The following is a 14,887-nucleotide window of genomic DNA, read 5'->3' as shown; positions in this document are numbered from 1 at the left end:
ATGTCATGATCATAATCCATCCAGACAAGTGAAGCGATCGATTAACATTACAAAAACCTTAAATCTGTTGTAAGGTTTCTCATTTGCGAATTGGAAACAGGATTTGAACCGTCGTCCCTTCACCAACCGTCGATTTTAACTGAATGTTATGATTCAGTTTTTTGCAGATTTCAGACACCAAATAGAGACCCATCCCGGTTGATTCACGATACTTCCGCCCATTTTCACCTGTGTAATAAGCCTCAAATACCCGTTCTACGTCTTTTTTAGGGATACCAATTCCCTCATCCTGTACTTCCATCACAATGACATGATCTCTTACGTGAGACATCAGTTTCAGACTGTGGGCATGACCTGAAGAATACTTCACCGCATTGGTCACCAATTGGTTAATTATGAATCTTAGCCACTTGGCATCGGTTATCACACACAACTGCTCGTCCACTTCATTGGAAGGATAAATTTCGTTACGAATCAATAGTCTTTTGTTATCATAGATCACATCACTAACCAGTTTTCGTAATACAACAGGTTCCACATGAAAATCAGGTTCAAAGGATTCCAACCGTGACATATATAAAATCATGTCTAGTCCTTTTCCCATTCGATCAATTTCATCGTAAATCTGATCAGATTCAGGATCTATTTTTCCTTTGAGGATTAAATGAATAACAGCAAGTGGAGTTTTCATCTGGTGAACCCACTGATTGATAAATGTAATATGGTCACGCTGCTGATGCTCTAACTGATGAATTCGAGACTGATACAATCGGTAATATTGTAGAAGCAAATGTTGCAAAGAAGAGGCTAACGGATTAAGTACCTTCATCTGAATAAGCTCATCTAAATCTCTTAGGTTTGCAGTGGATAATATTCGATATAAACCAGAGTACAGGACATATCGGAAGAGCAAATAAACCAGCAATATGGAAGCCCCAAAAAAGACGGAATACAGGGCCGTCGACCAGTTACGGTAACCATCCAACCAATAGATACTTAACACAAGAAAAAGTTGGATGATATTAAAAATCACCAGCGAAAAATGGTCACGCCAAAAAAGCTTCACCGTTCATCCTCCTCAGTCAAGTGAAGCCGATAGCCAGCCCCTCTAACCGTCTCTATGATATCCCCCAGTCCTAGCTCGCTCAGCTTTTTACGGACACGAGTGACATAAACATTCAATGTGTTCTCGCCCACATATTGGTGATCATCCCATAAAGCCTCTAAGAGATGAACTCTACCCACAACCTGTTTAGGATACGTCATTAATAGCTCTAGCAGTGCTGCTTCTTTCTGGCTAATTTCGACCTGCTTGTCATGGAACACAAGTTCCATAATATCGGGATATAGCGTCAAAGCTGACACTTTTAAGGAACGTGATTTTGGAGCAACGGCATAAGAACCATAGGCACGTCGCAGATTACTTTCTACTTTGGCTAACAGTACTTCGGGATAAAATGGTTTCGTAATGTAATCATCTGCTCCGTTTTGCAAAGCAATGACCTGATCCATTTTATCATCGCGTGCAGACACAAAAAGGATGGGACATGTAGATTGAGTCCGTATTTGTCTACACCAATAAAATCCATCGAAACGAGGAAGATTCACATCAAGTAGTACCAAATCAGGCTCCACCTTTTGAAAGGCAACTAAAACTTTATCAAAATTTGAAACAATAACTCCTTGATAACCATATTTTTCAAGATAGGATTGGAGCAAGGAGCTGATTTGAGGGTCATCCTCTACTATTAATATCTTTTGCATTATGTTTTCTACCTTCTTAGTGCTTGAATTTTTAACAACTGATTTCTCTATAATGCCTTTATTTGATCATTCAAGCAATAACAACAATCTAATCCCCTTTGGTTGTAGATTTAGGAGGTTTTCGTGGTGGTGTATATAGAACCCCGGATCTATGCATGGTGCCAAATACCAGAGTGATTAACAATATAATTATAGTAACGACAACTATTACTGTTATAATGGTTTTTTTACGATTTTTTAATATTTCATTGAAACTTTGCTTTGGATCTTTCAAAAGTCTGCTCACTTCTTTCCTTGCCTAGCTATTTACCAGCATAATTAGTTTCTACATAACGAACAACAGTTGAATCTTACAAAAACATTTCTTTGCTGTAAGGTTTCTGATTACCTACAGACCATCGTCGGTTTGAACTAACGTATGTACATAACAAAACTGCCCGGGGTTGAGAATCTTTTTCTGATTCTCAACCCCGGGCAGTCTATCCTTTCTATCCTTTTACAGCCGAACCTACCGTCATCGCCCGCTCCACTTGTTCACTCAAGAACAGATAGACGAGTACCATCGGTAAGGAGGCCATAGTCATAACAGCCCCCATGGCTCCCCAATCTGTGCTGTAAGAGCCTTGGAAGAAAAGCAAGCCGAGTGGCAATGTCTTCATATTTTCATCAGAAATTAAAATATAGGCCAAAGTGAACTCATTCCAGTTGTTCAAGAATTGAAAAATGGCTACCGTCGCAATTGCAGGCAATGCAAGTGGCATAATGATTTTCAGGAACAGTCTATAAATATTAGCTCCATCCATGCATGCCGCCTCTTCAATCTCCTTAGGAATTGCTATAAGAAACCCGTAAAAAATCATGGACGAGAAAGGAAGGCCAATTGCGATATAAGGAAGAATAAGAGCTCCATACGTATTGGTAAGATGAAAATCGCGAACCAGAATCGCCAGCGGTATCATGATAACCTGCAGTGGCATAAACATTCCTATGATCATATAAGTCCGAACGGCAGAACGAAACCTCCATCTCATACGAGCCACTGCGAAGGCAAACATCAGAGCCAGTAAAAGGATGAACAGAGTCGAAATCGTTGATACGACCAGACTGTTCAGAAAGTAACGGGGAATATTAAACTGCGTCCAGGCATTAATGTAATTCTCGTAACGAAAATGTGTCGGCAGTCCAAATGGATTAGAGACAAAGATCTCATCGTTGTTCTTGAACGAGTAGGAAACCATCCAGAACAACGGGTAGACCGAAACAATAAAATACAACCACAGCGGTATCTGCAGAACAGCTTGTCTGAACTTGCTCAAAGCGGTTTTACTCATTTCGTTCTCCTTTTCGATACACGCCTTATCAGGCGGTTTGTCCGCGGTCGAACAGCTTATTGATGACTACAGTTGCCAATAGTGAGATTAGTACAAGCAGCACGGATACAGCACATGCGTACCCATAGTTGCTTTCCATGAAAGCATAGCGGTAAATCATGAATGTCATTGTATAGTTTGTAGTGCCGGGGCCACCATTTGTCATAATCAGCATCTGCACAAAGGCCCCAATTCCAGAGGTAATCGCAATAATAAAGCAGAATTTGTAAGTTTCCCTCATCAGAGGAAGTGTGACATGCCAGTGCGCTCTCCATTTGCTGCAGCCGTCAATCGTGGCGGCTTCAAAGTAGTCCTCGGGTACTGACTTAACTCCTGCATATAGCAGCGCAAATTGATACCCCATAAACTGCCAGGCATTAACGAAGGCGATGGCAATAATCGATGCTGTCGGGGAGCTTAGCCAATTTTGCTGATAAGGGATGTTCAAGAGATCAAACAGCCGGTTGATCAATCCGTTAGTTGGGTCATAGATTGCAATCCACAGCTGGCACACCACGGTTACCGATAAGACAACTGGGATAAAATAAGACGTTTTCAGTATTTTTCGCCCGCGTGTGCGCGGGTCCGCACAGATTAGCGCTAATAGTGTTCCCAGTCCGATCTGAAAGACCGCCAGCACAATGGCAAAGATTAATCCGTTCTTAAGCGAAGTAGCAAGTAGAGGATCGGAGAACAGTTCCCGATAATTACTCAGTCCCGAAAAGGTCAGCGTACTCAGGCCGTCCCAATCATAAAAGCTGCGAAGAACAGTTTGCAGAACGGGATATATCAGTATCACGCTATACAGTATCAAAGCAGGGAGGAGAAACAGTGCGAGCGCCGATTTGTTCCCCAAATATTTATTCATGTCTTGCTTCCACCCCTTATCTTTGGAACAGCATCCCCCAGCGGCTTATGCCGCCAAGGGTTGCCAAATCCCTGAAATCTCAGTTTTCTTTTTCCAATGTGCTATTCAGATTGTTCACAAAATCCTGTTCAGAGAAATTGTCTACCATTAAATTTTGAGTATTGTCATTAATGGTGTTCTGAATTTTTGTATTGCTCAGAAGTTGAGCATATTCCTGCGCGTTTGGCAGCAACTCTTTGACGACACGCTGCATCATTGCTGGGACATTAGAGGCCATTGGCTTATCCACTTTCTGCGAAACAATTGGACTTCCAAGTTGGGTGTATCTGTACTCGGCTGACTTTGTGGCAAGGAAGGCCGCTACCTTTACAGCTGTTTCCTTGTTCTTGCTACTCGGTGATACTGCGTAACCTTGTGGTGAACCCGAGCCGTCTATGAAATATTTGGAATTCTCGTAGGTTGCTTCATCCTTTGCAGGCCAGTACATCCAGTCAACCTGGTCGCCCAGCTTTTCTTGTGAACTGTAAATTTCCCATTGTCCGTTCACGAACATAGCAGCCTTCCCTTGATAAAATAAGGACGATGCCTGATCATAATTGGTATTCGTGGCGTTGGCATCGAACAATCCGGCTCTCTGCAATTGCTTCATCTGCTGAGCCGCTGTTACAAATGCTTTCGGCAATGCTATTACACCTTTCTGATCAAGTGCTCCGAATCCATGCGGCTGCTCCCTTGTAACCAGTCCATTATAAAAAGCGGTCGTTATCCATTTTTCCTTGGCGAAGATTGACATAGGCACATAACCTGCGGCTTTCAACTTTTTCCCTGCATCGGCCATCTGGTCAATCGTCTTAAGCGGTGTTTTGATTCCGACCTTCTCAAAAATTGACTTGTTATAATAGATCATTTGGAATTCTATACCAGTTTCGGGATAAGCATATACATGATTGTCTGGAGCTACCAAACGCGATTCAACACCCGGGTTAAGATTCTTCTTGAATTCGGCCGTTGTGTCATAGTTGTCCAGCACCTCAACATTTTTCGATTTTGCGAAAGTTTGCAGAACAGACCAATCCGCTAAATAGATGTCCGGCATGTTTCCCGTTGCCGCATAGGTTTTCAGCTTCTGTCCTCCATCCTGCACGGCAGGATCCAGTTCAATCTCTACGTTTGGCATCTTCTTTTTGAGCTCTTCCACCGCATAATCGAACGGCTTTATGGTATCGTCATCAAAATGCTGCGCATACACCTTCAATTTGATCGTACCGTCCCCTGCCTCGCTCTTGGAAGAGGTCGAGTTATCTTCGCCACAAGCGACCAATCCAATAGACATGGTGAGCACTAGCAAAGCTGCACTCCAACTTCTGTAAGTTTTTTTCATGTGTTTAATCCCCCTCATGCAGTGTGTTTTATGATTACGCTTTCATTTGCATGACTACAGTATACTGCTGCTTCTTTTTTTGATTAAGGAATAAAACGGGCTTAATCAGTAAAAAACGGGACAAATAGAGCAGCGGTTCTCCATATATAGGAAAACCGCCAGGCTTAAATCGATTTGTCCTGCCTCGTAGGAAAGGCACTACCTTTTTTTGAGTTGCTCATATTCAGTCGGTGTCATGCCAAAGCGTTTCTTGAAGCATTTGCCGAAATAATTGGGGTCACTGTATCCAACACTTTCAGCGATTTCTGACAGCTTCCGATTTCCATACAGCAAAAGCTCCTTAGCCTTCTTCATCCGGATGTGTGTAATATGATCCACTATGGAGAAGCCAGACTCCTTGCGAAAAACGCGGCGGAGATAGCTGGGATCGACGAAAACTCCGCACGAAACCTGCTCAGCAGACAACTCTGTGTCTGCATAATGTTCCTCGATATAATTGATCGCCGCCGCAAACAAATTGGAAGCCTTCGTAGGACGCATATTCTCCATCAGCTGGATCAGCTTGCGGTATAGGGCGAGCATCCAACCTTCAGCAGCCTCCCAGGAATCCAACTCCCGCAGCCGGTCGTAAGGAGATTTGTTCCCTCCTTCATCCCATAGCCGATCATAAGGAATGCCGCGTTCACTTGCAAAGGAAAGTGCTAGAGATACGATTCCCATAAGCATCGCATCTGCGTATTCATCCCCCCACTTGTATATACTAAGCTGCCGGATTGCCTTACGGATCTCCTCTAACGTTTCACTGTCTTTCATTCGGAGGTCTAGCACGACCGCATCACGCAGATGACCCAAATCAGGCATACCTGATCTGTCGTGCAACGCTTCGCTACCATGCTTACCCCACTCGGTACTTTCGCTCTCCTGTGGAAACACCGGTAGTTTCGGCTTAATACGTTCCAACATCGAGAGCATTTCTTCTGCATTGAACGGCTTCAACAAATAATCCTGTACTCCGGTTCGAACCGCCTTCTGTAGGTATTCAAATTCGTTATGTCCGGATATGAATACAATAACGATGCGTTCGAACTTGACTTTCAACCTCTCGGCTAATTCAATTCCGTCAATAAAAGGCATATTGATATCTACGAGGGCGAGATGCGGCTGATGCCGCTCGGCTTCCTGAAGTGCTTCCTGGCCGTTCCTTGCTTCGCAGCAAACCCGAAAGCCATGACTTTCCCAATCTATCTTAATACGCAGAAAGTCTCGAAACAGCGGTTCATCATCGACAATCATCACTTTATACATCTTGGTGTTCACTCCCCTTTGGCAGCATCGGCAGCAACAGGTCAACAGTTGTTCCCTCCGTGAGCACACTTTGCACGGATATCCCATACTCTTCGCCAAAATAGAGGCTCAGTCGTTGCTGAACACTGTAGGTACCGATTGATCGTATTCCTTCTTTCGATAAATGTCTGGACATGATAGTCTGAACTTGGAATTCATCCATCCCCACACCGTTGTCCTGCACCCGAACGACCACCTTATCGCCCTGTTTAAAGGCAAAAATACGGATAAAACCTTTTGTTTCTTTCTTCTTAAGACCATGGTAAATCGAATTCTCGACAAGCGGCTGAAGCGAGAGCTTCGGGATCGGTGTACCTGCAAGCTCGGGAGGGATATCCACTTCATAGCGAAACACATCGGGATAACGGATTTGTAGAATCGTCAGGTAATCATCAGTAATCTGAGCTTCCTTTTCTAAAGTGATTAATTCCCGTCCCTTGTTCAGCACCATTCGATAAAAATCTGCCAGCGCTTTTGTAGTATCTCTAGCCTCCTCATTACGATCTAACTCATTGAGTGCATAAATGGTATCCAAAGTGTTGTACAGAAAATGCGGTTTAATTTGGGCACTTATTAGTGCAAGTTCATATTCACGCTTACGGTTCTGTTCCTGCCTTACCTCATCCAGCAGCTCCCGAACTCGTCTTATCATAAAATTAAACGCTTCAGCAATGGTACCGATCTCATCCTCTGTGCGGACTGTTGTAACCGATTGCAAGTCACCGGTTACAACAGTCCGCATGGCCCTAGTTAGTTGTTCGAGAGGGCTAACGACCATTTTAGATAGAAAGCTAGCGCCCAGCCAGGAAAAAATAAGGCATAACACGCCGATTAAGAGCGACAGTCTAACATTTTGCCGGACATCAGCCGTAAGCAGGCTAAGAGAAACAATATTGACCAACTTCCAATCCATCCGGTTATAATCCGTGACCGTTACCAGATTGCCCTCATACTCGAATGAGCACGTTCCATGGGATGCATTAGGTGCACAACGTTGGATGGCCTCACCCAGCTGTGGATTCACCAGATTCATCAACATCTCATTGTCTTCTGCCACAGCCACGCGCATTTCGTTATCTAAAAAATAATAAGATTTGGGTGCATCTGGATCGCTTGAACGAAAGTAATCAGACAAACCTTCTTCCTTCACTAACAGAAAAAGCGTTCCATAGGGTTCGCCGGTGTCTATATTAATGACCATCTTCCCCAGCGTCAAAACGGGAGAGCTCCGATCTGGTGTTAGGAAATCCCTCTTCTCCATATCAAACCAGAGGGCCTGTCCATAACTTTCAGATTCCCTTACCTGCTTAAGCATGCTATAGATCTTGCGATCATCCCCGCTTTCGGTATAAGAGGCGAAAATCGTCCCTTCGTTATCAATAAATACAGCGGCATCCACCTCACGAAAGATTGACAAATCAATGGATAAGCGGCTCTGCATCAAGTTTCCAAACTGAATAGGCTCCATGGCAGTATCAGGTTTGGCACCGTATGAATCATACATCCGGTTAATATTCGTGACCATAATATTGGCCGCCGTTTCCACACTCCTGAATATGTAATCGGTCCTAGACAAGATAAGCTGAGACTCATCGACCACATTACTGGTGGTTTGCTCTATCAAAGAACGGCTGAAAAGTTGGTTGGACAACAGTCCAAGAACAAGCAGAGAAATAATAATTAGCGGAAGAAACACCGTTATAACCTTGCTTTTAAAGCGAAGTCGGCCAAACCACTTACGAGCTAGTGACAGAATATTCAACTAGGACCCCTCCGTCATCAAGAGAATATTCATCATGTTAACACAAACAATCTCTACAGTAGTAGATCAAAAATAAAGTTAAAAAAATTCAACCGTTCTTCTTGAAAGTGCTTTAGAGATGTGTTAGGATAAAGTCGATTTTTAGTAAAATTATTAACTAAAAAGGTGTGAACTCTTTTGGCAACCATTAAAGACATTGCCCGCGAAGCGGGTGTGTCTGCCGCAACCGTTTCAAGGGTTTTAAATAACGATCTGTCACTGTCCGTAAGCCCAGACACTAAAAACAGAATTTTTGGGGTTGCCGAGCAACTCGGGTATAAGCCTACTCGGCTGAGGCAATTAAAGCAGAATACGGAACGTGCCGGGAAAACGGTCTCACTCCTGCTGTGGTGTTCTATTGAGGAGGAAAGAGACGATCCGTATTACGCTTCGATCCGCCGTGGAATCGAACTGCGCTGTGAAGAGCTTGGCCTGACGTTGGGCCAGACCTTGCGAGGCCGCTCATCCATCGGCACCCTGCAGAAGGCGGACGGTCTGATTGTTGTGGGTGGCGTTGACCCTGAAGAGGTATTCAAGCTTCATCCTGACAAGAACACCATTGTCCTTGTCGACCAGTACCATGAACAGCTGGAGTATGATTCTGTACGACTTCATTTCCGGCAAGCTGTTGATCAGGCACTCGGTCATCTACTTGAGCTTGGCCACCAACAAATCGGATTTATCGGCGGTAAGAGCGACGGTGAGCGAAGAGCGCATTATTTTGAACGATTCATGCGGGAACAGGGGTTGTACAATCCTCAATTCGTCCGCATAGGTGCCTGGAGTACCGCGGATGGTTATCTCATGATGAACGAACTCCTAACCCAACAGGAACGACCGACAGCCTGCTTCGCTGCAAGCGATCCGCTCGCTATTGGCGCCCTCCGCGCCCTTCATGGACATGGAGTCAAGGTACCCGAAGATATGGCTGTTGTCGGCTTCGACGACATTGAGATGGCAGCCTTCGTGCAGCCACCGCTAACCACTGTCCGTGCTTATCCCGAACAGATGGGAAAGGCGGCCGTGCAACTGCTCTCTGAACGGTTTGAGGGACGTGAACCACCTGCGTACAGCGTGATCGGGACTAAGCTTGTCATTCGGGAGAGCTCATGCAAAAAAGGCTAACATCAGTACTTGAGAGTCTTGTTGTCATTGATCAGTATCCTTACGTAAAACAATAATGATAACCCCCTAAGGAGTGAATATCATGAACATTCATGTTAACGAGGCGCTTGGTTTGTTTCATTTGCAGTCCAAGGATTGCAGCTATATTATCCAGCTTGTAGAAGGATATCCCGCACATGTCTATTGGGGAGCTCAACTTCATCATGACCAAAGTCTCGCAAGTATATTGGAGCTTAGGGAGCGTTGCTCCTTCTCTCCCACTCCCGTTTCTTCCAGCCGTACAATTTCTTTGGACACGCTTCCTCAGGAATACCCCCAGTATGGAACAAGCGACTTTCGTCAACCAGCTTACCAGGTTGCACTTGCGGACGGAACTCGGACTACGGAGCTGAAATATAGTGGTTACCGTATTGAACCGGGTAAACCAAAGCTCGAGGGACTTCCTTCCGTCTATACCGAATCGGATGATGAAGCCACAACCCTCTTTTTGATCCTTGAGGATCAATACTCGGGGCTTAAGACTACACTGCTCTATACTGTATTTGCGAACCACAGTGCTATTGCTAGGTCTGCTCTTTTTGAACAAAAGGGAAGCGCTACCATAAATATTGAACATGCCATGAGTGCCTCTGTCGACTTCGCCGATTCCAACTACCAAGCTCTCTACTTATCTGGAGCCTGGGTTCGGGAAAGACATATCCAACGCCGTGATCTCGGACCCGGTTCCATTCGGCTCGAGAGCCGACGGGGTTCCAGCAGCCACCAAATGAACCCCTTTCTGGCACTACTTCGTCCTGATGCGACTGAAGATCGTGGGGATGTGTACGGTTTCAGTCTAATCTACAGCAGCAACTTCGTCGCACAGGCAGAAGTAGAGCAGTTCAATCAGACTCGTGTAAGTATCGGAATCAATCCTTTTGACTTCTCCTGGCGGCTTGAGCCGGGTCAGTCATTCCAGACCCCTGAAGCCGTATTGGTCTTTTCCGAAGAAGGTCTTGGAGGCATGTCACGCACCTATCACCGACTCTATCGCACACGTCTGTGCCGAGGGGCTTACCGTGACAAAGAACGTCCGATTCTCGTGAACAATTGGGAAGCCACGTATTTCGACTTCGACGCCGACAAAATCGAAGCGATTGCCAAGGAAGCAGGACCCCTTGGAATTGAGCTCTTTGTTCTAGATGACGGTTGGTTTGGTAAGCGCGACAACGATGACAGTTCGCTTGGAGACTGGTTTGAAGACCGTCGCAAGCTGCCTGGTGGGCTTGCTGACCTGGCAAAACGGGTTAATGAACAAGGATTACAGTTTGGCTTGTGGGTTGAGCCGGAAATGGTATCACCGGATAGTGAACTGTACCGCAGCCATCCCGACTGGTGCCTGCATGCGGAAGGCCGGCGGCGGACGGAAGGCCGATCCCAACTGGTGCTCGATCTCTCCCGCAAGGAAGTATGTGACTACTTGTATGAGACGCTTAGCTCCGTATTCTCGATCGCTCCGATTACTTATGTCAAGTGGGACATGAACCGTAATATGACAGAGATTGCTTCGGCTACTGCTCCTAGTGGACGTCAAAAGGAAACTGCACACCGTTATATGCTCGGACTTTACGATCTGATGGAACGTCTGACTTCCCAGTTCCCGGACATCTTGTTCGAAAGCTGTTCCGGAGGCGGTGGACGATTCGATCCCGGAATGCTCTACTATATGCCGCAGACATGGACCAGTGACGATACCGATGCCATTGAAAGATTGGCTATCCAGTACGGCACAAGCATCGTGTATCCAGCCAGTACCATGGGCGCACACGTATCGAACGTACCAAATCACCAGGTGGGACGAATCACCTCCCTCGCTATACGCGGCGACGTGGCAATGAGCGGGAATTTTGGCTACGAACTTGACTTAACTGCCTTTACAAATGAAGAAAAGGAGCTCGCTGCCAAACAAATTGCCCAGTATAAGGAAATTCGTTCCCTCGTACAGCAGGGAGATATGTATCGACTCCTTAGTCCATTTGAAGGCCGAGGCGATACGGCCTGGATGTTCGTTAGCGAGGACCAGTCCGAAGCTTTTGTCGCTTACTTCCGCGTACTAGCTGAACCGAATGGGCCCATCCGGCGACTAACTCTAAAAGGACTTGACCCAGATAAAAAGTATATAATCGAACACGGAGCGACGGGCAACACAGCAGTCCATGCGGGTAATACCTTAGTGGAAGATGGCGGTTCCCCCTTCTGCGTAGCATTTGATGGCGAAATTTTTGGAGGTGACCGCCTAATGAAAATTGGGCTTGTTGTCTCGGATCTCTCTGGAGATTTCGCCAGCTCTACCTTCCGCCTTAAAGCTATCTCTAACTAATAACAAATGCAGTTAGCAACGGTGAATATCGATGAAAAAATTAAAACAAGGCAGTCCGATTTTCCGGCCTGCCTTGTTTTATAACTTTGGTCCCTGTAGATTAAAGACACACAAGAGATTGCCAAGCAATTGATCATTTAATAGCATCCTTGACTTTGATTCTCCATATCATATGATCAGAGCCTGCTCCCCAATAATCTTTTAATAAATAATCAGGAGTTCCAAATTTCTTTTTCCATATTTTCTGCGCAATACAATATCCACTATCTAAACAAAATTCTTCTACTCCTCTATTCTTCAGCTCCAAATACATTGATTTCAACAATAAATTCCCTACCCCAATCTTCTGGTAGTCAGGGTGAACAAATACAGTTCCTACCTCGCATAACTTTTTAAATGTATCACTGGTAGATTTACTTATTAGTTGACTTACTGGTCCATATTCAATAGAACCCATTATTTGATTCCCATCTACAGCGATTAAGAAATATCGCTGCTCACCGTGACTCTCCAAGTCACTTTCCAAATATAACCTCTTAGTATCAATTTCCTCCTCTATGTCTTCCAGCATATGACCAATGCCTTCTTTAGCAAACGTGTCTGTAATCACAACTCTAAACAATTCATTTAACTTTTCGATGTCCTTAATTTCCGGCCTTCTGATTTCGACATTATTCATCTAATTTCAGCCGATGTATGATTCAGTACGGGATACTTTGAAAGTACACTATTCGGCAGCTCCATCAAACTTGTTATTTCATAAGTAGGTTGAATCCCAGACGTATTTGTTTTTCTGGAAGGGTTGAACCAACAGGTATCAATTCCATATTTGTTCCCTCCTTGAATATCAGAGGTTAAAGAATCGCCGACCATGAGAACCTTACTTTTATTAGAGATGGCCAACTTGGTAAATGCGTAATCGAAAATACCAGCTTGTGGCTTTTGGCAACCCACTTCCTCTGAAATAATTACCTGCTCAAACACATCACGCAGCGGCGAAAGCTGAATTCTGGAGGTTTGCACCTCTTTGATTCCATTCGTAATGATCGCCAAACGACAGTCGGATAGTACATTACATAATTCAATCGCTCCGTCCATCAAAAAAGCACCTTCACCCAAATAACGTAAATAAGCAGCACTAAAGGCATCTGGATTGAAGTCTAGATCATGAACAGTAAATAATCGCTTAAACCTCTCGACCCGTAGCTGTGCCGAGGTAATATGTCCTTCCTCTGCCTCTCTCCACAACGAACTGTTGATTTCATCATAGCTGGATTTATACTCCGTGGCCCCTTGCGGCAATCCAAATTGGGCAAACGTATTATGTAGCGCATGACTCTCTGCCATTTTAAAATCAAACAGCGTGTCATCAACATCAAACAAAATAATTTCGTATTTCATAACGACCTCCATATCATTGCTTTACTAAATTGTTCAGTCCGCTTGATCCTTTGAGCTGTTCCAGATAGAAGTACAACAAAAAACTAACAATACATTATTTCCTTTCGGTTATTATACAGAACCTAGTTAAGCCGTCAAGTCACTAATAACAAAATCATAGTATTTTGTCATCGGTGCAAAAGATAAATAACGCTCAATAAGAAAGCCCGTAAAATGAAGGTGATTCTCATTTTACGGGCCACTGAGCATCTAAGAGATGATTTAGCAAGAATCCTAGTGATCTTCATTAATCCATTCGGCTAATGTTTGATGAAAACAATGAGGTTCTTCAAACATCGGGTTATGCCCACTATATTCAAAAACCACTTTTTTCACGTTCTCGTAGGTGTCATCGACCCTATCCCATAAAGAAACTGGCGCAACCAAATAATCATACCTTCCCAAACCAATAAATACGGATTTATGGATATCCGCTAAGGATTGTATCAAATTCATGTTTCCGAATACTTCTCCCCATAAATAATCAATGATAGGCATGTTCGTATATACATCATTCCACGTGTAAGCCGCATCATAGGCATAATCATAAAAGCTTTGAGCTCCCATACGTATACACATGTGAACAAATCTTCTATCAGGGTCTCTTTTGATATCTTCCTCTAATAAAACAATGTCCTTTTCAAAACGTTCCTTTCTTTCTGAACTGGCCGTTTCATTAAAGAAAGAAAAGCTTTGCCGTTGTCTTTCTTGGCTGTTTGTAGGTGCTGAATTTAAAAGCACCACTTTTTGAACATAGTCCGGGTATTGTTTAGCATATTCTAAAGCCATAAAAGCATGCCCGGAATGTCCTAATATGATAAATTCATTTAGATGAAGGCATTGTCTTGCTGTTTCTATATCATTAATAACTTTATCCAAAGTATAGTCTTCTGGTTTTAAAGCTCGAGTCAGTTTTGCAAACCCTCTATGATCCAGAAAAATAAATTGAAACTTTTTATATAAATGGTCTGAAAATAAGCGAGGATAATATACACTACTGCCGATCACCAATATCGGTCTTCCGTTACCTCTTATAGCATATTTCAGCTCAAATCCATCACTAATAACTGCTTGATAAGTGCTCATTTATAATCTCCTTTTCTTTTTTAATCACTCCTTTCCTTTGTGTAATTCCCTTGTATTCTCCATAGAACGTTCCAACACTTCAACTCACCTCAGAAAGTACATTTATTTTTAAGAGAAAAGTTTAACATGGTTTTTTCAAAAACAAAACTGTGTTATTTTTGTCTTACTTGTCTTGACTTATGGGATTCATACTGGATTTTTGACAAGCATATCTTTTTGGAAACAAAAAAACCGCGATAATCGCGGTTTTTTATGTAGAGGTCATACTTTTATTTGCTTGGCGACGTCCTACTCTCCCAGGACCCTGCGGTCCAAGTACCATCGGCGCTGGAGGGCTTAACGGTCGTGT

Annotated in this window: 12 protein-coding genes and 1 rRNA gene; 2 read left to right on the top strand and 11 right to left on the bottom strand. The window is 43.9% G+C overall.

The window, feature by feature from the left end:
- Positions 1–79: 79 nt before the first annotated feature.
- From ACUYLD_RS24250 to ACUYLD_RS24220, 7 genes are all read right to left on the bottom strand, one after another.
- On the bottom strand, positions 80–1,066 hold the full coding sequence (locus ACUYLD_RS24250; protein WP_069291917.1) for a sensor histidine kinase: 987 nt from the start codon (positions 1,064–1,066) through the stop codon (positions 80–82).
- Positions 1,063–1,764, bottom strand: coding sequence for a response regulator transcription factor (locus ACUYLD_RS24245; RefSeq protein ID WP_250268298.1), 702 nt, complete (start codon positions 1,762–1,764; stop codon positions 1,063–1,065). Before ACUYLD_RS24245 ends, ACUYLD_RS24250 begins: the two co-directional genes overlap by 4 nt.
- Before the next feature lie 488 nt (positions 1,765–2,252).
- Entirely contained in the window at positions 2,253–3,095 is an 843-nt protein-coding gene (locus tag ACUYLD_RS24240; RefSeq protein WP_061830975.1) for a carbohydrate ABC transporter permease, read from the bottom strand.
- A 28-nt stretch (positions 3,096–3,123) separates the two neighbouring features.
- Positions 3,124–4,002 carry a carbohydrate ABC transporter permease gene (locus tag ACUYLD_RS24235; protein WP_061830977.1) on the bottom strand — a complete coding sequence of 293 codons (879 nt, stop codon included), beginning with the start codon at positions 4,000–4,002 and terminating at the stop codon, positions 3,124–3,126.
- 79 nt (positions 4,003–4,081) lie between these two features.
- A complete protein-coding gene (locus tag ACUYLD_RS24230) occupies positions 4,082–5,383 on the bottom strand; it encodes an ABC transporter substrate-binding protein (protein ID WP_446676165.1) in 1,302 nt (433 codons plus the stop codon).
- A gap of 198 nt (positions 5,384–5,581) precedes the next feature.
- A complete protein-coding gene (locus ACUYLD_RS24225; protein WP_446676164.1) occupies positions 5,582–6,688 on the bottom strand; it encodes a response regulator transcription factor in 1,107 nt (368 codons plus the stop codon).
- Complete coding sequence (locus ACUYLD_RS24220) at positions 6,681–8,489, bottom strand: sensor histidine kinase (RefSeq protein WP_446676163.1); 1,809 nt, start codon at positions 8,487–8,489, stop codon at positions 6,681–6,683. Before ACUYLD_RS24220 ends, ACUYLD_RS24225 begins: the two co-directional genes overlap by 8 nt.
- A gap of 177 nt (positions 8,490–8,666) precedes the next feature.
- On the opposite strand from ACUYLD_RS24220, the gene ACUYLD_RS24215 reads away from it, so the two are divergent.
- Both ACUYLD_RS24215 and ACUYLD_RS24210 read left to right on the top strand, forming a co-directional pair.
- Positions 8,667–9,653 carry a LacI family DNA-binding transcriptional regulator gene (locus tag ACUYLD_RS24215; RefSeq protein ID WP_069291912.1) on the top strand — a complete coding sequence of 329 codons (987 nt, stop codon included), beginning with the start codon at positions 8,667–8,669 and terminating at the stop codon, positions 9,651–9,653.
- Between the two features lie 82 nt (positions 9,654–9,735).
- Entirely contained in the window at positions 9,736–12,012 is a 2,277-nt protein-coding gene (locus tag ACUYLD_RS24210; protein ID WP_069291911.1) for an alpha-galactosidase, read from the top strand.
- A gap of 133 nt (positions 12,013–12,145) precedes the next feature.
- Here the strand turns inward: ACUYLD_RS24210 and ACUYLD_RS24205 are convergent, their stop codons facing one another.
- The 4 genes from ACUYLD_RS24205 to rrf form a co-directional block, all read right to left on the bottom strand.
- On the bottom strand, positions 12,146–12,691 hold the full coding sequence (locus ACUYLD_RS24205; protein ID WP_069291910.1) for a GNAT family N-acetyltransferase: 546 nt from the start codon (positions 12,689–12,691) through the stop codon (positions 12,146–12,148).
- Positions 12,688–13,413 carry a YjjG family noncanonical pyrimidine nucleotidase gene (locus ACUYLD_RS24200; protein ID WP_069291909.1) on the bottom strand — a complete coding sequence of 242 codons (726 nt, stop codon included), beginning with the start codon at positions 13,411–13,413 and terminating at the stop codon, positions 12,688–12,690. Before ACUYLD_RS24200 ends, ACUYLD_RS24205 begins: the two co-directional genes overlap by 4 nt.
- A gap of 273 nt (positions 13,414–13,686) precedes the next feature.
- Positions 13,687–14,538, bottom strand: a complete 852-nt coding sequence (locus ACUYLD_RS24195; RefSeq protein WP_446676162.1) for an alpha/beta fold hydrolase — start codon at positions 14,536–14,538, stop codon at positions 13,687–13,689.
- A 275-nt stretch (positions 14,539–14,813) separates the two neighbouring features.
- Positions 14,814–14,887, bottom strand: a 5S ribosomal RNA gene (rrf, locus tag ACUYLD_RS24190); the annotation flags it as partial.

It is taken from the genome of Paenibacillus sp. SER-28 (genome assembly GCF_052906305.1).
This window is presented reverse-complemented; position numbering and strand designations above follow the sequence as displayed.